This window comes from Streptomyces sp. NPDC034037 (assembly GCF_055575715.1).
Window position 1 is genome coordinate 943,023 of sequence record NZ_JBVISC010000002.1, and the last position, 18,676, is coordinate 961,698.

The 18,676-nt window shown below is 73.2% G+C and carries 16 protein-coding genes and 1 tRNA gene; 12 read left to right on the top strand and 5 right to left on the bottom strand.

The features are described from left to right. Positions 1-87: 87 nt before the first annotated feature. The gene (locus tag ACZ516_RS09725; protein WP_469009427.1) at positions 88-1,287 is read right to left on the bottom strand and encodes an MFS transporter; all 1,200 of its coding nucleotides are present in this window, start codon (positions 1,285-1,287) and stop codon (positions 88-90) included. Positions 1,288-1,884: 597 nt separating this feature from the next. On the opposite strand from ACZ516_RS09725, the gene ACZ516_RS09730 reads away from it, so the two are divergent. The 7 genes from ACZ516_RS09730 to ACZ516_RS09760 all read left to right on the top strand — a co-directional run bounded on the left by ACZ516_RS09730 (position 1,885) and on the right by ACZ516_RS09760 (position 8,990). Then, a complete protein-coding gene (locus tag ACZ516_RS09730; protein WP_361086764.1) occupies positions 1,885-2,679 on the top strand; it encodes an AraC family transcriptional regulator in 795 nt (264 codons plus the stop codon). Between the two features lie 95 nt (positions 2,680-2,774). Then, positions 2,775-3,995, top strand: coding sequence for an NAD(P)/FAD-dependent oxidoreductase (locus ACZ516_RS09735; protein WP_469009634.1), 1,221 nt, complete (start codon positions 2,775-2,777; stop codon positions 3,993-3,995). 217 nt (positions 3,996-4,212) lie between these two features. Next, positions 4,213-4,503 (top strand): (2Fe-2S)-binding protein, encoded by a 291-nt coding sequence (locus ACZ516_RS09740; protein WP_469009636.1) that lies wholly within the window; start codon positions 4,213-4,215, stop codon positions 4,501-4,503. Next, positions 4,484-6,229, top strand: a complete 1,746-nt coding sequence (locus ACZ516_RS09745) for an FAD/NAD(P)-dependent oxidoreductase (protein ID WP_469009428.1) — start codon at positions 4,484-4,486, stop codon at positions 6,227-6,229. Before ACZ516_RS09740 ends, ACZ516_RS09745 begins: the two co-directional genes overlap by 20 nt. Further along, positions 6,226-7,134 carry a dihydrodipicolinate synthase family protein gene (locus ACZ516_RS09750; protein ID WP_469009429.1) on the top strand — a complete coding sequence of 303 codons (909 nt, stop codon included), beginning with the start codon at positions 6,226-6,228 and terminating at the stop codon, positions 7,132-7,134. The genes ACZ516_RS09745 and ACZ516_RS09750 overlap by 4 nt, the downstream gene beginning before the upstream one ends. A 77-nt stretch (positions 7,135-7,211) precedes the next feature. After that, the gene (locus tag ACZ516_RS09755) at positions 7,212-8,216 is read left to right on the top strand and encodes a proline racemase family protein (protein ID WP_469009431.1); all 1,005 of its coding nucleotides are present in this window, start codon (positions 7,212-7,214) and stop codon (positions 8,214-8,216) included. A 111-nt stretch (positions 8,217-8,327) separates the two neighbouring features. After that, the gene (locus ACZ516_RS09760; RefSeq protein ID WP_469009432.1) at positions 8,328-8,990 is read left to right on the top strand and encodes a GntR family transcriptional regulator; all 663 of its coding nucleotides are present in this window, start codon (positions 8,328-8,330) and stop codon (positions 8,988-8,990) included. A 508-nt stretch (positions 8,991-9,498) separates the two neighbouring features. On the opposite strand, the gene ACZ516_RS09765 is transcribed toward ACZ516_RS09760, so the two are convergent. Further along, positions 9,499-9,586, bottom strand: a tRNA-Leu gene (locus ACZ516_RS09765). Positions 9,587-9,861: 275 nt separating this feature from the next. Here ACZ516_RS09765 and ACZ516_RS09770 point away from each other — a divergent pair. Then, positions 9,862-10,290, top strand: a complete 429-nt coding sequence (locus ACZ516_RS09770) for a PaaI family thioesterase (protein WP_358587877.1) — start codon at positions 9,862-9,864, stop codon at positions 10,288-10,290. Between the two features lie 58 nt (positions 10,291-10,348). Here the strand turns inward: ACZ516_RS09770 and ACZ516_RS09775 are convergent, their stop codons facing one another. Next, positions 10,349-11,296, bottom strand: coding sequence for a beta-ketoacyl-ACP synthase III (locus tag ACZ516_RS09775; RefSeq protein ID WP_469009434.1), 948 nt, complete (start codon positions 11,294-11,296; stop codon positions 10,349-10,351). A gap of 327 nt (positions 11,297-11,623) precedes the next feature. On the opposite strand from ACZ516_RS09775, the gene fdhD reads away from it, so the two are divergent. Beyond that, positions 11,624-12,472, top strand: a complete 849-nt coding sequence (gene fdhD / locus ACZ516_RS09780; RefSeq protein ID WP_469009435.1) for a formate dehydrogenase accessory sulfurtransferase FdhD — start codon at positions 11,624-11,626, stop codon at positions 12,470-12,472. 90 nt (positions 12,473-12,562) lie between these two features. On the opposite strand, the gene ACZ516_RS09785 is transcribed toward fdhD, so the two are convergent. Further along, positions 12,563-13,003 carry a MarR family winged helix-turn-helix transcriptional regulator gene (locus tag ACZ516_RS09785; protein ID WP_469009437.1) on the bottom strand — a complete coding sequence of 147 codons (441 nt, stop codon included), beginning with the start codon at positions 13,001-13,003 and terminating at the stop codon, positions 12,563-12,565. Between the two features lie 107 nt (positions 13,004-13,110). Here ACZ516_RS09785 and ACZ516_RS09790 point away from each other — a divergent pair, with 107 nt between their 5' ends. The 3 genes from ACZ516_RS09790 to ACZ516_RS09800 all read left to right on the top strand — a co-directional run bounded on the left by ACZ516_RS09790 (position 13,111) and on the right by ACZ516_RS09800 (position 17,567). Further along, positions 13,111-14,034, top strand: a complete 924-nt coding sequence (locus ACZ516_RS09790; protein ID WP_469009439.1) for a quinone oxidoreductase family protein — start codon at positions 13,111-13,113, stop codon at positions 14,032-14,034. Positions 14,035-14,392: 358 nt separating this feature from the next. Then, positions 14,393-16,291: an exo-alpha-sialidase gene (locus tag ACZ516_RS09795; protein ID WP_469009440.1), complete on the top strand. Its 1,899-nt coding sequence runs from the start codon at positions 14,393-14,395 to the stop codon at positions 16,289-16,291. 10 nt (positions 16,292-16,301) lie between these two features. Then, a complete protein-coding gene (locus tag ACZ516_RS09800) occupies positions 16,302-17,567 on the top strand; it encodes a hypothetical protein (RefSeq protein WP_469009442.1) in 1,266 nt (421 codons plus the stop codon). On the opposite strand, the gene ACZ516_RS09805 is transcribed toward ACZ516_RS09800, so the two are convergent. Beyond that, on the bottom strand, positions 17,503-18,600 hold the full coding sequence (locus tag ACZ516_RS09805) for a bile acid:sodium symporter family protein (protein WP_469009443.1): 1,098 nt from the start codon (positions 18,598-18,600) through the stop codon (positions 17,503-17,505). The two genes, ACZ516_RS09800 and ACZ516_RS09805, sit on opposite strands and share 65 nt — an antisense overlap. Positions 18,601-18,676: the final 76 nt, after the last annotated feature.

An 18,676-nucleotide genomic window follows, 5' to 3' on the forward strand; every position in this document is an offset into this window, starting at 1 on the left:
GGTCAGGTCAGGTCAGGTCAGGTCAGGTCAGGTCAGGTCAGGTCAGGTCAGGTCAGGTCAGGTCAGGTCAGGGTCATTCATCGCCGGTCAGGGCTGCGAGGCGGCCTTCTCACCCGGCTCCCCCGGCTCCCCCGGCTCGCGCAGGGTGCGCAGCAGGAACCGGCCGAGGGCGGGCAGGGCGATCAGCGGTACGAGGGCGGTGCGCAGGGAGGTGGCGTCGGCGAGTGCTCCGACGAGGGGACTCGCGAGGCCGCCGATGCTCACCGTCAGACCGAGCGTGACCCCGCTCGCGGTGCCCACGCGGTGGGGCAGATAGTCCTGGCCGAGGGTGATGTGCAGAGAGAACGGCACGTAGAGGCCGGCCGACGTGAGAACGACGAAGGGCAGGAGCAGCGGCGCCGGGGCGAGGACGACGCCCGCCACGGCGAACACCGTCAGGGTGTACGACCAGCGCACCACCGGCAGGCGTCCGTGGCGGGCGGCGAGCTTCCCGCCGGCGACGGTGCCGACGGCGCCGCCGAGGTAGAGGACGAAGAGCGCGAGGGTGCCCGCGGTCTCCCCGCCGCCGGTGCGCTGCCGCACGTACAGGGCGATGAACGTGCTCAGCCCGGTGAAGACGATGGAGCGGCAGGCGATGGCCGCGGACAGCCGCAGGAATGAGGGCCAGTCGTCCTCCGCGAGGACGGGGTCCGGCGCCCCGCTCGGGGCGGCGGCCGTCTCGACCGCCCGGATGCCCCGCAGCGCCGCCACGCACAGCGCCGCCCCGGCGAGGGCCGGGACCACGAGGAGCGGGGAGGCCCGCAGGCCGCCTGTGGCGACGACGGCGGCGGTCAGCAGGGGCGCGGTCGCGAAACCGAGGTTGCCGCCCAGGGAGAACCACCCCATGGCGGTGTGATCGCCCCGGCCGGCCCGCCGCGCCACGCGTGCCGCCTCCGGGTGGTACGCGGCGACGCCGATCCCGGACACGGCGACGACGAGCAGCGTCAGGACGTAGTGCCCGCCGACCCCGGCGAGGGCCACCCCGGCCCCGCCGACCAACGTGCTCACCGGCAGCAGCCACGGCATGGCCCATCTGTCGGTCAGCGCGCCGAACAGCGGCTGCACGAGGGAGGAGAGGAGGGACGCGGCGAGCACGATGCCGGACGCGGCGGCGTAGCTGTAGGCACGCTCCGCCACGAAGAAGGGCACGAGCGCGGCGACGGCTCCCTGATAGACGTCCACGCAGGCGTGACTGAGGGCGAGGAGGAGGATGGGGCGGGGGCGGCGAGTGGGGCGGGGGCGGTCCACGGTTCGGGAGCGGCGGATGAGGCGGGGGCGGCGAGTGGGGCGGGGGCGGTCGACGGTTCGGGAACGGCGGGTAAGGCGGGGGCGTTTGGTGCCGGTGCGACGAGTGGACTGGGAGCGTTGGGGGCGGCGGATGAATTGGGCGTGGCGGATGCTCCGCAGAGGCCCGCCGACTCGGGAATGGTTCACCGCATCATCGTCGCGACCCGTTCCGCTGGCGCGCTTCCGATAAAATGCCAACTCATGCCGGACAACCGCCACTCTTCGCCGGAGCCGGACATTCACCATCCCGGGCCAGTGCCGGGCACCGCCCAGCCCCCGCTTGTGCCGGGCACCCACCACGCCCAGCCAGAGCCGGATGTCGCCCACGCCCCGCCCATGCCGGACGTCGCGCACTTCCCGCCTGTGCCGGGCACCCGCCACGTCCAGCCAGTGCCGGACGCCGCCCATCGGCCGCCTCCAGGTACCCAACACCCCCAATCAGCACCGGACATTGGCCACACCCACCCAGCACCGGACGTCGCCCATCCGCCGCCTGTGACGGGCACCCACCACCCCCAGCCAGTCCCGGGCACCCACCACCCCCAGCCAGCGCGCGACATCCCCCACCCCCAGAAGCCAGAGCCGGTCACCCCCGCCGCCCAGCCGGCCCCCGGCATCCGCCACACCCCCGAGGCTCCCACCCGCACCCAGGCCCTGGCCCCCGGCGAACGCATTGACGCGCACCGCCACGACGACCACCAGATCATCTACGCGGGCTCCGGCGTCGTGGCCGTCACCACCGGCGCCGGCACCTGGTTCGCGCCCGGTACCCGGGCCCTGTGGGTTCCCGCCGGATGCGTCCACGCCCACCGCGCCCACGGCCACTTGGCCCTGCACCTGCTGGGCCTGCCCGCCACCACGAACCCGCTGGGCCTCGATGCCCCGACGGTCCTCACCGTCGGCCCGCTGCTGCGCGAACTGATCCTCGCCTGCACACGGGAGCCGCACGAGGACACCCCGGAGCGCCGGCGCCTGCGCGCGGTGCTCCTGGACCAACTGCGCGCCTCACCCCAGCAGCCCGTCCAGCTGCCCACCCCCTCGGACCCCCGCCTCGCGACCGTCTGCGACCTGCTGCGCGACGACCCCGCCGACCCACGCGGCCTGGCCGAACTGGCGGCCGCGGCCGGGGCCGGCGAACGCACCCTCAGCCGCCTCTTCCGCCGCGAACTGGGCATGACCTTCCCGCAGTGGCGCACCCAGCTCAGGCTCTATCACGCCCTGCGGATGCTGGCCGACGGACTGCCGGTCACCACGGTCGCGCACCGCTGCGGGTGGTCGTCCACCAGCGCCTTCATCGACGTGTTCCGCCGCGCGTACGGCTACACCCCCGGCACCCACAACCGACGCGACTGACCACTCCCCCGACCGCCCCGCCCTCGCCTGCGCCAACTCCCGTCCCCGCACGCACCCTTGGCAGCACCAGTGCCATGTGAAATATTACTACCGTGCTGACGGGACACCTTTACGGACGGCCGGAAACCTCGGATCTCATCGTCGTGGGAGCGGGAGTCGTCGGCGCGGCCTGCGCCTACTACGCCTGCCTCTTCGGCCTCGACGTCACCGTCGTCGACCGCGGCCCCGTCGCGGGCGGCACCACGGGCGCGGGCGAGGGAAACCTGCTCGTCTCCGACAAGGAGCCGGGCCCGGAACTCCAACTGGCCCTGTTGTCGACCCAGTTGTGGCGCGACCTCGCGACCTCGCTCCCCGCACGCGTCGAGTACGAGAGGAAGGGCGGCCTGGTCGTCGCCTCCACCGAGGCCGGGCTGGCCGCGCTGTGGGACTTCGCGGCAGGACAGCAACGTGCGGGCGTCGAAGCGGCCGAGGTCCCGGCCGACCGCCTGGCCGACCTGGAACCCCACCTGGCCCACGGTCTCGCGGGCGGCATCCACTACCCGCAGGACGCCCAGGTCCAACCGGCCCTGGCAGCAGCGCTCTTGCTCCGGGCGGCAGCCTTGGAAGGAAATAAGGACGGCGGCGACAGGGGACGCCTCACACTGCGGCTCGGCGTGGAAGTCACCGCGGTACTCACCGGGTCCGGCGGCGCGGTACGAGGAGTGCGGACGCCCCAGGGCGACCTCCGCGCACCGCACGTCGTCAACGCCACCGGCACCTGGGGCGGCCGGCTCGCCCGCCTCGCGGGCGTCGAACTGCCGGTGCTGCCCCGTCGCGGCTTCGTCCTCGTCACCGAACCCCTGCCGCGCGTGGTGCGGCACAAGGTGTACTCCGCCGACTATGTCGCGGACGTCGCGAGCGGCTCCGCCGCCCTCCAGACCTCCGCGGTGGTGGAAGGCACCCCGGCGGGCCCGGTGCTCATCGGGGCGAGCCGGGAGAGGGTGGGCTTCGACCGCACTCTGTCCATAGAGGTCCTGCGGCGCCTCGCGACCCAGGCCACCCGGCTCTTCCCCGCCCTCGCCGAGGTACGAGCGATCCGCGCCTACGCGGGCTTCCGGCCCTACCTCCCCGACCACCTCCCCGCGATCGGCCCCGACCCCCGCGTCCCCGGGCTGCTGCACGCGTGCGGCCACGAGGGCGCGGGCATCGGGCTCGCACCGGCGACGGGCCTGCTCATCGCCGCGATGCTGACGGGCCGTGAGCCACCGCTGGACGTCACGCCGTTCGCCCCGGAACGCTTCACGGGAAAGGCCGACGAGAAGGTGCGGGACACATGAGAAGCACGAGGCGCACGAGACGTACGAGGCCCATGAGGCACACCGGGTCGAGCGAATGAGCGGCGCGAGAGGGGCCGGGCCCATGGCAGATGACGACGTAACATCCACCGACCAAAGGCCCGACGGCCGGGTCCGGGACGGGGACCAGGACCAGGACTACGACCAGGACCAGGACCAGGACCGGAAGTATCCCGGCAGCCGCTCACCCGCAGCGCTCGTGGGCGTCACCCCGGACGCCGCCTTCACCATCACCTTCGACGGACGCGAACTGACCGCGCTGCCCGGGCAGTCCCTCGCCGCCGCTCTCTGGTCCGCGGGCATCCTCGCCTGGCGCCGTACCCGGATCGGCGGACGGTTACGTGGGGCGTTCTGCGGCATCGGCCAGTGCTACGACTGCCTCGCGACCGTCAACGGACGCCCGAACCGGCGAGCGTGCCTGGTCACCGCGCGGCCCGGTGACGTGGTGACCACACAGGAAGGGGACGGCCATGCCGGGCTCGCCGTCTGAGACGTACGATCTCGCGGTACTCGGCGCCGGTCCGGCGGGCCTGGCCGGCGCGGTGACGGCCGCCGAACTTGGCCTGAGGGTCGCACTGTTGGACGCCGCCGGTCAGCCGGGCGGCCAGTTCTACCGGCACCCCTCACCGGCCACGGGCGCCACCCGTCCCGAGGCCCTGCACCATGACTGGTCCACGTTCGCCGGGCTGCGCGCTCGACTGGCGGCGAGCGGCGTCACCCTGCTCTTCGGCCACCACGTCTGGACGGTGACACGCGAGGCGGCCGACGGCCCGGCGCCGCCTGGCGCACCCCTGCCGCCCCAGTGGGCCGTCCACGCCCTCACCGGAGAAGACCCGGATCACCCGTCTGCCGGAGAAGAGCCCGACTCGGGGAGGGAGCCGGTCATCGTGCGGGCCCGAGCGGTCCTCCTGGCGACCGGTTCGTACGAGCGCCACCTGCCCTTCCCCGGCTGGACCCTGCCCGGCGTCGTCGGCGCGGGCGGCGCCCAGGCCATGCTCAAGTCGGGGCTCGCCCTGCCCGGCCGCCGTGTCGTCGTCGCGGGCAGCGGCCCGCTGCTGCTCACCGTCGCCGCCTCGCTCACCGCGGCCGGGGCCCGCGTCCCCGAGGTGATCGAGGCCTCGGGATACCTCGGCTACGCCCGCCGCCCCGGCGCCCTCGCCGCCAACCCGCACAAGCTCGCGGAGGCCGCGCTCCACGGCACGGCCCTGCTGCGCCACCGGGTACGCCTGCGCACCCGCACCGCCGTGACCCGGGCGCACGGCACAGACCGGGTGGAGGCCGTGACGGTCACCCGCCTGGACCGCGACTGGCGGCCGATCCCGGGTACGGCGCGCCGCATCGCCTGCGACGCGCTCGCGGTGGGTCACGGCCTCGTCCCGCAGATCGACCTGGCCACCGCACTCGGCTGCGCCACCCGCCGCGCCCCCGACGGAACCCACGCCCTCGAACTGAGCCCCCTTCAGGAGACCTCGCTCCGGGGCCTGTGGGCGGCGGGAGAGACATCGGGTATCGGCGGCGCCCAACTGGCCATAACGGAAGGCACCTTGGCGGCCCACGCGATCGTGTCCCGCCTGACCGGCGCCCCTCGGGCCCCACTGTCCCACCTGCGCGCCCTGCGACGGCGTCGCGACCGCGCCCGCGTCTTCGCCGAGACGATGACCGCCGCGCACGCGCCGGGCCCCGGCTGGACGCGGTGGCTGCCCGACGACACGGACGTATGCCGCTGCGAGGAGGTGCCGGCCGGGCGCGTCCGCGAGGCGGTGGCCGACTTCGGCGCCCGTGACGCCCGTACCGTCAAGCTCCTCACCCGCGCGGGCATGGGCTGGTGCCAGGGCCGCATGTGCGGGACCGCCGTGGCCTGTCTCGCGGCGCCGCCCACCGGCACCCCCGCGACCTCCGAGACCACGGCGCCCTCCGCCACCCCTGCGACCCCCGACACCCCGGCACCCCCCACCACCATGCCCCCTGACCGGCGCCCACTGGCCGCGCCCGTCCCCCTCGGCGTCCTGGCCCGCCTGCCCGAGCCACGCCTCACCCCTCAGGGCCCGCCCCCCGCACAAGCCCCACCCGCCACTTCCTGCGCACCCCCGATGACCTCCACCACGCCCAACACACCCGACGCACCGACCCACCCCCCTAAGCGCACACCCCGAACAGAGCCAGACCAGCCCACGGGCCACCCCGCCGACGACCCCACAGAAGGGCACCCCTCATGACCTCCGCCACCTGGACCCCGGACCGCCCCTGGCGCGGCATCATGGTCGCCACGGCGCTCCCCCTGCGCGAGGACCTCTCGATCGACTACGACGCCTACGCCGAGCACGTCCGGCACCTCCTCGCGAACGGCTGCGACGGCGTGGTCCCCAACGGCTCCCTGGGCGAGTACCAGACCCTCACCGACGACGAACGCGCCCGCGTCGTCCGCACCGCCGTCGAAGCGGCGGGCGACGGAGCACGCGTGATGCCCGGCGTGTCCGCCTACGGCAGCGCCGAGTCCCGCCGCTGGGCCGAACAGGCGGCGGAGGCGGGCTGCGGCTCGGTGCTCCTCCTGCCGCCGAACACCTACCGCGCCGACGAAGGCGCCGTGCGCGCCCACTACGCCGAGACGGCCAAGGCGTGGGTGCCCGTGGTCGCGTACAACAACCCGCTCGACACGAAGGTCGACCTGACGCCCGACCTGCTGACCCAACTGCACGCGGACGGCAGCATCGTGGCGGTGAAGGAGTTCAGCGGCGATGTGCGCAGGGCGTACGAGATCGCCGAACTGGCGCCTGAACTGGACCTGTTGATCGGCGCGGACGACGTCCTCGTCGAACTGGCCCTCGCGGGCGCGGTCGGCTGGGTCGCCGGTTATCCGAACGCCTTTCCCGCGTCCTGCGCGGAGTTGTACCACGCCGCCTGCGCGGGCGATCTGGAAACGGCGCTCCCGCTCTACCGGTCACTGCACCCGCTTCTGCGCCAGGACTCCAAGACCGAGTTCGTGCAGTCCATCAAGTTGTCGATGGACATCGCGGGCCGCTTCGGCGGGCCGAGTCGCCCCCCGCGTCTCGCGCTGACGGGCGCCACGGAGGCCCTGGTGCGGTCGGCCACGGAAAAGGCACTGGCGGCCGGCCACCACTAGCCCACCAGCCATCAGCCACCCGCCCTTATCCCCTGTCCCGTTACGTTTCCACGTCTCTACACTCCAAGAGGAGACGCATGCGCACTCGTCACGTCTTCCACGCCGTCGACTCGCACACCGAAGGCATGCCCACCCGGGTGATCACCGGGGGTGTGGGGGTGATCCCCGGCGCCACCATGGCCGAGCGCAGGGTCCACTTCATCGAGCACCTCGACCACCTGCGCACCCTCCTGATGCACGAGCCGCGCGGGCACTCCGCGATGAGCGGCGCGATACTCCAGCCCCCGACACGCCCCGACGCCGACTACGGCGTCCTCTTCATCGAGGTCTCCGGGGTACTGCCCATGTGCGGGCACGGAACCATCGGGGTGGCCACCGTGCTGGTCGAGACCGGCATGGTCCCGGTCATCGAGCCGGTCACCACGGTCCGCCTGGACACACCGGCGGGCCTGGTCCGCGCCGACGTACAGGTGGCCGACGGCGTGGCGACGTCGGTCACCTTCACCAACGTGCCGGCGTTCTGCGTGGCCCTGGACCGCGAGGCCGAGGTGCCGGGCCTCGGCACGGTGGCGTACGACCTGGCCTTCGGCGGCAACTTCTACGCGTTCGTCCAGCTGGGCGCGCTGGGCCTGCCGTTCGACCGGGCGCACAAGGACGATCTCCTCGCGGCGGGGCTGGCCCTCATGGAGACGATCAACGCCTCGCCGGAGCGTCCGACACACCCCGAGCAGCCCGACATCGCAGGGCTGAAGCACGTCTACCTGGCCGCGCCCGGCTCCGACGCACAGCGCTCGCGGCACGCGATGGCGATCCACCCCGGCTGGTTCGACCGCTCCCCGTGCGGGACGGGCACCTCCGCGCGCATGGCTCAGCTGCACGCGCGCGGCGAACTCCCGCTGGACCGCGACTTCGTCAACGAGTCCTTCATCGGTACGGAGTTCACCGGCCGCCTGATCGCGCGTACGGAGGTGGCGGGCCTGCCGGCGGTCGTGCCCCGGATCACCGGCCGCGCCTGGATCACCGGCACGGCCCAGTACTTCCTGGACCCCACCGACCCGTTCCCGGCCGGCTTCACCCTCTGACCCCCGGCCGGAACGGTCCCGGCCGGAACGCTCCCCACCCCCCGCAACTCGCAACGTGACATTGTACTTTGGTGATCCGCGCGGGCGCGGGCATCACCGGAGGGGAGCACCATGGGGCACCTGAAGCAGAAGAACCTCATCACGACCAGGGAGCGGCTGCGCGACCAGGTGGCCCATGCCCTGCGCGCCGCCCTGATCTCCGGCGAGCTGCGGCCGGGCGAGATCTACTCCGCGCCGGGCCTCGCCGAGGACTTCGGCATCTCGGCGACGCCGGTGCGCGAGGCGATGCTCGATCTGGCCCGCGAGGGCCTGGTCGAGCCGGTCCGCAACAAGGGCTTTCGCGTCACGGAGGTCAACGAGCGCGACCTCGATCAGTACACGGAGATCCGGGCCCTGATCGAGATCCCCATGATCGGCCGGATCACCCGCACCGCGGCCCGCGAGGACCTGGATGTGCTGCGCCCGGTCGCGGAGGAGATCGTCCGGGCCGCCCGCGAGCACGATCTCATCGCCTATCTGGAGGCGGACCGCCGCTTCCACCTGTCGCTCCTCGCCCTCTCGGGCAACGACCGCCTGGTCGAGACCGTCGGCGAACTCCGCAAGCGCTCCCGCCTCTACGGTCTCACCGCCCTGGACGAACGGGACCAGCTGACCCCGTCGGCCGAGGAGCACATCGAACTCCTCGACCTGATGCTGTCGGGCGACGCGACGGCAGCGGAACACTGCATGGCCCGCCACCTAGGCCACGTCCGCTCCCTCTGGGCCACGTCCTGACACCCTCGCCCGTTTCGGCCTGCCCAGGGGCTTCGTTGGGGTGTTGGTCATGGGGTGGTCACGTGGCCAACCACTCCAGTGCGGGGAATATCCCCGCGCGTAGCCGGAAGCTAACAGCGTCAGCGCTCGCGCTCGGCCATGAAGCGGGCGGCGCGCTCCTCCGCCTTCTCCAGACGGGCGGCAGCGTCCGCGTAGTCCGCCTCCATTACCTCATCCCGGTTCGCCGCACGGCTCACGTCGCAGTCCTGTCTCGTCGGTTGGTCTCGCTCCGACAGTTCGGCACCCGGTTTAGGCGAAGACGCGCATAGTCGCCTTCCTTCATAGACGCCCCAGGGGGCCCTCGCTCGTACCGTCATCAAGTCCCGTCCACGCGAGGCCGGTCCGGTGCGGGCCGACTCGGTCTCCGCCGCCCTGACCTGGGCCAAGATCGCTGGGCCCGTTGGTCACGTGAAGTGGTCCCGCCGCACCCCGGAAACGCAGAAGACCCCACATGAAGTGGGGTCTCAGCTGGTGTCCGAGGGGGGACTTGAACCCCCACGCCCGATAAAGGGCACTAGCACCTCAAGCTAGCGCGTCTGCCATTCCGCCACCCGGACCAGGTGTCTGTCGCCGTGTGGTGTTCCCCGCGGCGACATGGACAACAATACCAAGGTTTCGGAGTGCCTTTCACCTGCGTATCGGCCCGCCGGCCGCCGGATGCCCGGCGGGTGTCCCGGCTCGCGCGGGTTCTCACCCGGAGTGATGATCCCTTCACGGTACGGGGACGAAGGTGGCCCGGTGATCCCGGCCGGTTTACCTCCGGGGTAATCGACGGCCGCCGCCGGCGTGCCGCACGATGGGGTCGCCACGCCCCCCAGCGGAAGGTCAACCCATGTCGGACACCCTGCCCCAGAACGACGATCCGCGCGCCCAGCTGCTCGCCGCCGTCCCCTTCGCCGGGCACCTCGGCATCACCTTCGCCGAGACGCGGCCGGACCGTGTGGAGGGCACCCTGCCCTGGTCGCCGGAGCTGTGCACGGCGGGCGGCGTGCTGCACGGCGGAGCGGTGATGACGCTCGCGGATACGGTCGGCGCGGTGTGCGCGTACCTCAATCTGCCCGACGGCGCGGCCACGTCGACGATCGAGTCCAAGACCAACTTCCTGCGGGCCGTGCGCTCCGGGACGGCCCGCGCGGTGGCCCGTCCGCTGCACATCGGCGGCTCCTTCATCGTCGTACAGACCGAGATGTACGACGATCAGGAGCGCCTCGTCGGGCAGACCACGCAGACCCAGGCGGTCCTCGCCGCCCGCGGCGCCTGAGCCCCAGCGGCCTGAGCCCCGGCACGGGGCCCCCGTAACACGCCGCGCGCCCCCGCGCTCACGGACAGCGCACGACCTGCCCCGCGTACGAGAGGTTCCCGCCGAAGCCGAACAGCAGGACCGGGTCGCCGGAGCGCAGTTCCCCGCGTTCGACCAGCTTGGACAGGGCCATCGGGATGGAGCCCGCCGAGGTGTTCCCGGAGTCGACCACATCGCGGGCGACGACGGCGTTGACCGCGCCGATGCGCTCCGCGAGCGGCTCGATGATGCGGAGGTTGGCCTGGTGCAGGACGACCCCGGCGAGGTCGGCGGGGGTGAGCCCGGCGCGTTCGCAGGCCGTGCGGGCCAGCGGCGGCAGCCGGGTGGTCGCCCAGCGGTAGACGCTCTGCCCCTCCTGGGCGAAGCGCGGCGGGGTGCCCTCGATGCGCACGGCGTTGCCCATCTCGGGCACCGAGCCCCACAGCACCGGGCCGATGCCGGGCCCCTCGCCGGGCCCGCAGGCCTCGACGACGACCGCGCCCGCCCCGTCCCCGGTCAGCACGCAGGTGGTGCGGTCCGTCCAATCCGTGACCTCGGACATCTTGTCGGCGCCGATGACCAGGGCCCGGGTGGCGGCCCCGGCCCGCAGCGTGTGGTCGGCGGTGGCGAGCGCGTGCGTGAAGCCCGCGCACACGACGTTGATGTCCATCGCGGACGGCGAGGGGATGCCGAGCCGGGCCGAGACGCGGGCGGCCATGTTCGGTGACCGGTCGATGGCCGTGGAGGTGGCGACCAGGACCAGGTCGATCGCGTCGGGGGTCAGGCCCGCGGCGGCCAGGGCCTTCCCCCCGGCGTGCGCGGCCAGCTCGTCGACCGGCTCCTGCGGGCCCGCGATGTGACGGGTGCGAATACCCACCCGGGACCGGATCCACTCGTCGCTGGTGTCGACCAGGCCCGCGAGATCCTCGTTGGTGAGGATCTTGGCGGGCTGATAGTGGCCGATGGCGACGATGCGCGAGCCGTGCATGTACGGGTCCCCCTTGTTGCCGGAGATGCGGGACCCTCCAGTCTGGTCAGCGACTCACCGGTAACCGGGGGTGTAAAGCGACAGGAAAGGCGCGTGTGCTTTGGATGCTTCTCATGATCCGGTCACCCTCCGAAGAACTGTGTGACCTTATGTGCGAGTTTTCACGACTTGCCACGAGTTCCACGCGTCCCGCGTGTACGAGTCGCGTCCCGCGTGTACGAGCCCCGCCGCGGCCTCGGCCGCGGGGGCGCGCCTCGCGTGCAGGACAATGGCAAGGTGACGGCCACCTCGGCCGCCAGCACGTACAGAACCGGGGCTGATCAGGACATGGGACGAGTCACGGAGCGACGCAAGGTCATCCGGATCCGGGACGGGCACGTCTCCGAGCGGCCCGACACCCTGGTCGCCGAGGAGCCCCTGGAGATCCGGCTGAACGGCGGGCCGCTCGCCATCACCATGCGCACGCCGGGCGACGACTTCGCGCTCGCGGCGGGTTTCCTGGTGAGCGAGGGGGTGCTCGGGGGCGCCGAGGACCTGCGGAACATCGTGTACTGCGCGGGCGCCACCGAGGACGGCTCGAACACGTACAACGTGGTGGACGTCCGCACGACGCCCGGCCTCCTCCTGCCCGACATCACCCTGGAGCGCAACGTCTACACGACCTCGTCCTGCGGCCTGTGCGGCAAGGCGAGCCTGGACGCCGTGCGCACCACCGCCCGGTGGCCGATCGCCGACGCTCCCCCGGTGCGCGTCGGCACCGAGCTGCTGGCGGGTCTGCCCGACCGGCTGCGCGAGTCCCAGCGGGTCTTCGACCGGACCGGGGGCCTGCACGCGGCGGCCCTGTTCGACGAGGAGGGGCGGTTGCTGGACATACGGGAGGACGTGGGGCGGCACAACGCCGTCGACAAGCTCGTGGGCCGGGCGCTCCAGGACGGGCGGCTCCCGCTGTCGCGCGCGATCCTGCTCGTCTCGGGCCGCGCCTCGTTCGAGCTCGCCCAGAAGGCGGTGATGGCGGGCATCCCGGTGCTCGCCGCCGTGTCCGCGCCGTCCTCCCTCGCGGTCGACCTGGCCGCCGAGACCGGTCTGACGCTGATCGGTTTCCTGCGCGGCTCCTCCATGAACGTGTACGCGGGCGAGCACCGCGTCGCCCTGCGGGCCCCGGCCGCCCAGGGCTGACCCGGCTCCGAACAGCGGCACGGCCCTGACCCGGCCCCGACCCGTCCGGCCGGACGGACGGCCAGCCGGCCGGCCAGCCAACCGGTCGCTTCAGGACACCCCGGAGATCCGGGTGAGCATCTCCAGGAACCGGGTGCGCTCGGCGTCCGACAGGGGCGCGAGGAGCGTCTCGTTGGCCCGCTCGGCCGCTTCGGTGCAGCGCGCCACGAGACGCCGCCCCTTGGCCGTGATGGTGATCGCGTTCTTGCGGCGGTCCTTCGGGTCCGGGGCGCGGTCGACGAGTCCGTCCGCCTGGAGGTCGTTGAGGACGCCGACCATGTCCTTGGGGTCGAGCAACACGCTGCGGCCCAGTTCGGCCTGGGCGACCGGGCCGAGGTCGGCGACGGCCGCGAGCACCACGTGGTGCCACATCTTCAGGCCCTCCTGGGCCAGCGCGTCGGCGACCAGGGCACGTCCACGGGCGGCGGCGCGGCCGAGCAGCCAGCTGGGGAGGGTACGGATCGCGCTGGGGGCGGGTGGCGTCGTGGGCATGGGAGGAGCCTAGCGAGAGCGGAACGAAATCATTGGACCTCCCTATGAAATTTCCTATACCGTTGGGGCTCCCAATGACTTTCTGATCCACTCCGGAGGTGGTGCGGATGCGTCGCGTCCGTTACGAACGCAGCGGCGGTCCCGAGGTCCTGTTCGTGGAGGAGGCGCCCGTCCCCCGGCCGGGCCCCGGCGAACTGCTCGTCCGCGTGGAGGCGGCCGGTGTGACCCTGCCCGTCGTCCGCAAGGTCCGCGAGCCCCGCGAGCCGATCGCCCTCGGCGGTGAGATCGCCGGAGAGGTCGTCGCACTCGGCGAGGGCGTCACCGGCCACGCGGTGGGCGACCGTGTCACGGGGCTCGTCTTCGGGCACGGTTACGCCGACTACGCCCTGCTCCACACCGCGATGGCCTCCCCCGTGCCGGGCGGCACGAGCGCGGTCGACGCCGTCGCGCTGGTGCGCTCCGGGCTCGTCGCCAGGGGCGCGCTGGAGGCCGCGCGCCCCGAGCCCGGTGAGGCCGCGCTCATCACGGCGGCGGCGAGCGGCGTCGGCCACCTGGCGGTGCAGCTCGCGCGGGCGAAGGGGGCCGGGCGGGTCGTCGGCGCGGTCTCCGACGCCGGCAAGGCCGACTTCGTGCGCGGACTCGGCGCCGACGACGTCATCACGTACGACCGCGAGGACTGGGGCGAGCCCGTCGACTACGCCCTGGACGCGGTCGGCGGCGACCTGCTCGCGCCCGCCGTGGCGGCCCTCGCCCCGCACGGGCGCCTGGTGGCCTACAGCTCGGGCGGCGGCACCGTGGCGGCGTACGACCTGCTCGTCGGCGCGAAGTCCGTCATCGGCTTCCAGATGGCGCTCATCGCCCGCGGGAAGCCCGCGCTGTACGAGGCCTGGCGGCGGGAGCTGTGGCAGCTGTACGCGGCCGGTGAGCTGCGGCCCGCCGTGCACGCCCGGTACGCCTTGGAGGACGCGGCCCTCGCCCATGCGGCGATCGAGGAGCGGGCCAACCTCGGGAAGGTGGTCCTCGTCCCGTGACCGCCCGGCCCGTGCCCCCCGCACGTCGAAGGGGGAGCGGCACGCGGGGCTCCCCCGGCGCACGGTTCTTGTGAGGTGCGGTGGGCGCCAGTACCGTCTGTGGCGCGCACGTAGGACGTGGGATGTCAGGACGTCCCGTCGCCGTCGCCGCTCCAAAGTCACCGCGCCGCTCCACCGCCACCGCTCCACCGCCACCGCCGTCGCTCCATCGCCTTCACCGTCGCTCCCCCGCCACCGCCGTCGCTCCCCCGCCACCGCCGTCGCTCCATCGCCTTCACCGTCGCTCCGTCGCCATCGCTCCATCACCACCGCCGTCGCTCCGTCGCCATCGCCGTCGCCAGGAAAGGCGGGCCGCACCATGTCGTCGAGGTCGTCGAGTTCGAGCCTCCGTGTACGCCTCAGATCCCTTGGGCCCACCGCCGCCGTGCTGGCGCTCACCGTCGGCGCCCTGCTGCCGGCGCCCCTCGCGCGGGCGGCGGCCGAACCCGAGCCGCCGTTCGAGCAGCAGGTGCTGTTCAAGGCCTCCCAGGATCCCGGATACACCTGCTTCCGCATCCCCGCCGTCGTGCGGACGACGAAAGGCACCCTCCTCGCCTTCGCCGAGGGCCGGGTCAACGACTGCAGTGACGCGGGCGACATAGACCTGGTCCTGAAGCGGTCCGACGACGGGGGCCGCACCTGGGGCCCGCTCCGCGTCATCAACGAGGGCGCCGGCGACACGCACGGCAACCCGGCGCCGGTCGTCGACCGCGAGAGCGGCCGTGTGCTGCTCGCGGAGACCTACAACACCGGCCGCACGGACGGCAAGAACTGCGAGGTGCCCTGCGACCGCACCCCCCACCTCCAGTACAGCGACGACGACGGCCACAGCTGGTCGGCGCCGCGCGACCTGAGCGAGGAGATCCTGCCGAGGGAGTGGAACTCCTGGTACGCGACCGGTCCCGTGCACGGGGTCCAGCTCTCCGGGGGCCGGCACGCCGGACGGCTCGTCCTGGCCGTCAACGCCGAGACGTGGGACGGCAGCCGGATAAGCGCCAATCACGCCGCGCTGGTCGTCAGCGACGACGGCGGCGACCACTGGAAGGTCGGCGCCACCGACTCGTACCCGGTCGGCGCGGACGGCACGTTCCGCCAGAAGCCGTCGGAGATGACGGTCACCGAACGGCCCGACGGGGCGGTGTACGTCAGCGGGCGCGAGCAGGACGGCACCGACCTCGGCCACCGCACGCACACCGTGAGCCGTGACGGCGGCGACACCTTCGCCGCCCCCTTCGAGGCGATCCCGGACCTGTACGCGCCCCAAGTGCAGTGCTCCACGCTCCAGTTCGGCCGCCGGATGCTGCTCGGCTGCCCCGGCGACCCCGACCGCCGCCGCACGATGCAGATCCGCTCCTCCTACGACGGCGGCCGCACCTGGGACAGCGTCGACCGGGGCACGACGGTCACCGCGGACTGGTCCGGCTACTCCGACCTGGTGCGGGCCGACGGCGCGCACGTCGGCCTGCTGTACGAGGGCGGCACCGTCGACGCGCGCGACGAGATCCGCTTCGCCCGCTTCACCGAGGAGTGGCTGCGGCCGCGCCGCGGCCCCGACCCGACGACCCGCGACCACGCGCCGGGTGCCCGTGCCGCGGCCGTGCTCGGCGGGGCGCGCGAGACCAAGGGCCGCTTCGGCGGCGCCCTCACCCTCGACGGCACCGACGACGCCGTACGGCTGCCCTTCCGCCGCCGACTGGCCCTCGGCTCGGGGGACTTCACCGCCTCGATGTGGTTCCGCTACTCCGCGACCACCGGCGAGCAGCCGCTGCTGTGGATGGGCGGCATCGGCACCAACCAGCCGCAGGTGTGGCTGCGCGGCGAGCCGGCGAGCGACCGCGTCACGGGGCTGATCACCACGCGGGACGGCGCGGCGCCCCCGAGGTCCGCCGCCGTGCGCACCACGGGCGCGTACAACGACGACCGCTGGCACCACATCGCGTTGCGCCGCGGTGACGGACGTCTGACGCTGTTCCTCGACGGGACGCGGGTCACCGCCGCCGACGTACCGGGCTCGGTCAGCCGCAACTCGCCGTTCGGCGTGCACATCGGGCAACGCCTGGACAGCCGCGCCCACTTCACCGGGGCGGTCGACGACGTGCGGGTGTACGACAGGGCCCTGAGCGACGCCGAGACGGACGCCTTGCGCACCACCTGCGACGCTGTGACACACGACACCGTCGCCCGGCTCCCCATGGACCGCGTGCGCGGCAGGAACTAACGTCCCGGGCGTGTCCGACCAAGAGCGTCACGGCGGGGCGAGCGGCAGGATCTGGCTGATCCTGCCGCTCGCCCTGGCCTGCGCGGCCGTCCTGCTCGTCGCCCTGCCCGGCCGCGACCGCGAGGGCGACGACACGCGGGCGGCCGCTTGCCGGCCGCGCACGGTGGCCTCCTGGTCCGCCGACGACCGATCCACCGGGGAGTTCGCCCGCTACGGCGACGACCCGGCCCGGGCCGACGACTGGACCGGCGGCGACGGTACCCACTCGGTGCGGCTGCCGGACGGGCGCGTGCTGTGGCTGTTCTCCGACACCTTCCTCGGCCAGGTCCACGCGCCGCCCAACCCGGCGGGCCAGCCCCACCCCTGGCGGGACGCCAACGCGCCCATGGTCCGCAACTCCGCCCTGGTCATGTCCCGCTCCGGCACCCTTCAGCGCACCCTGCCCGCCCCGCTCTTCGCCGACCCGGGGCCCCAGCAGTGGCGCTGGCCGGTGGCGGCCCGTGTCGAACCCCGCTCACCGGGCTCGCAGGAGCGGGTCGTACGCGTCCTGCTGTGGAGCCGGATGACGGGTCAGGGCCCCTGGATCTACGGCGTCCCCATGGCCACGGAGGTCGCCACGCTCTCCCTGCCGGACCTGCGCGTCGAGGGCATCGTGAAGGTGTCCGACCAGCAGCGGGTCGCGGACCCCGAGAAGCGGGTCCTGTACGGCACGACGACGGTCGAGGACGAGCGCTGGACGTACGTCTTCGGCGGCACGGACGCGCAGGCCGCCTCGCGGCCCACCTCGCACGCGCACGTCGCGCGCGTCCCGCACGGCCGGCTCGCCGAGGCCGGCGCGTGGGAGTACTGGGACGGCCAGGGTTGGGGCCGCGAGAGCGCCTCGCGGGCGGTCCTCGGCAACGGCGGACGCAAGGGGGTGGGCAGCGCGTTCACGGTGGTGCGGGAGAAGGGGACGTACGTGCTGTTCACCATGGCCGCGGGCGCCGAGGGGCTGACCGACGTCACGTCGTACTGGGCCTGCTCCCCCACCGGCCCCTGGCACGGCCCGGCCAAGGCGTTCGAGGCGCCCCTGCCGAAGGACGGTGCCGCGCGCCAGGACACGGCCGCCTACAACCCGCAGGCCCATCCGGCGCTCGGCGGGGACGGGCGCGTCGTGCTGAGCTACGACGTGAACTGGCTGGACCCGGTGCCCGCGAGCGCGCAGGCGAACGTCAATCGGAACGTGTCGCTGTACCGGCCGCGCTTCGTGTCGCTGCGGCTGGCGGAGCCCCGCTGACGGGGTCCCGCCCGTCGAAGTCGGTCACGCCGTCGGTCAGGTCCGAGTCGGTCACGGCGGAGTCGGTCAGATCGCGCGAGCGGCGCTTGGCGATGACCGCGCAGACCATGAGCTGCATCTGGTGGAAGAGCATCAGCGGCAGGACGGCGAGGGAGGCGTGCGCCCCGAACAGCACGCTGGCCATGGGCAGGCCGGCGGCCAGGGACTTCTTCGACCCGGCGAACTGGATCGCGATCCGGTCGGCGCGCCCGAAGCCGAGCCGTTTCGCGCCGTACCAGGTCAGCGCCAGCATCATGGTGAGCAGTACGGCCTCGACACCGAGCAGCGCGAGCAGCCGCGGCCAGGTCACCTGGTGCCAGATGCCCCGGACCATGCCCTCGCTGAAGGCGGTGTAGACGACGAGCAGGATCGAGCCCCGGTCCACGCGTCCGAGGACCTTCTTGTGCCGGGTGAGGAAACCGCCGACCCAGCGCCGCAGCACCTGGCCGGTGACGAACGGCACGAGGAGTTGGACGACGATCTTGACGACGGAGTCCGCCGAGAAGCCGCCGCCCGTGCCGCCGAGCAGCGCCGCCGCGAGCAGCGGGGTCAGCACGATGCCGGCGAGCGAGGAGAAGGAGCCGGCGCAGATCGCCGCCGGGACGTTGCCCCGGGCCATGGAGGTGAAGGCGATGGACGACTGGATCGTCGAAGGCACCAGGGTGAGGAAGAGGAAGCCGCTGTAGAGGGCGGGCGTCAGGACGTGGGGCACGAGCCCCTTCGCGGCGAGCCCGAGCAGCGGGAAGACGAGGAACGTACAGGCGAGGACGGTGAGGTGCAGCCGCCAGTGCCGCAGTCCGTCGAGCGCCTCCCGGGTGGACAGCCGGGCCCCGTAGAGGAAGAAGAGGAACGACACGGCGGCGGTGGAGGCCCCGGAGGCGACCTCGGCGGACGTACCCCGCGCGGGGAGGAGGGCCGCGATGCCCACGGTCGCGAGCAACGCCACGATGTAGGGGTCGACCGGCATCCAGGACGGCCACTTCAGGCGTTTCACGGCGCTCCATGCTCTCGGTGCGGGGGTGTGGTTCCGGACGGTCCCGGCGCCGGGATGGCCGGAACGTCTCGTCCCC

Bases quoted from the DNA above. Each gene is read 5' to 3' on its own strand.
- ACZ516_RS09785 (WP_469009437.1), bottom strand. From the start codon at position 13,003: ATGCCCACGACGCCACCCGCCCCCAGCGCGATCCGTACCCTCCCCAGC.
- ACZ516_RS09750 (WP_469009429.1), top strand. From the start codon at position 6,226: ATGACCTCCGCCACCTGGACCCCGGACCGCCCCTGGCGCGGCATCATG.
- ACZ516_RS09755 (WP_469009431.1), top strand. From the start codon at position 7,212: ATGCGCACTCGTCACGTCTTCCACGCCGTCGACTCGCACACCGAAGGC.
- ACZ516_RS09760 (WP_469009432.1), top strand. From the start codon at position 8,328: ATGGGGCACCTGAAGCAGAAGAACCTCATCACGACCAGGGAGCGGCTG.
- ACZ516_RS09790 (WP_469009439.1), top strand. From the start codon at position 13,111: ATGCGTCGCGTCCGTTACGAACGCAGCGGCGGTCCCGAGGTCCTGTTC.
- ACZ516_RS09775 (WP_469009434.1), bottom strand. From the start codon at position 11,296: ATGCACGGCTCGCGCATCGTCGCCATCGGCCACTATCAGCCCGCCAAG.
- fdhD (WP_469009435.1), top strand. From the start codon at position 11,624: ATGGGACGAGTCACGGAGCGACGCAAGGTCATCCGGATCCGGGACGGG.
- ACZ516_RS09770 (WP_358587877.1), top strand. From the start codon at position 9,862: ATGTCGGACACCCTGCCCCAGAACGACGATCCGCGCGCCCAGCTGCTC.
- ACZ516_RS09795 (WP_469009440.1), top strand. From the start codon at position 14,393: ATGTCGTCGAGGTCGTCGAGTTCGAGCCTCCGTGTACGCCTCAGATCC.
- ACZ516_RS09745 (WP_469009428.1), top strand. From the start codon at position 4,484: ATGCCGGGCTCGCCGTCTGAGACGTACGATCTCGCGGTACTCGGCGCC.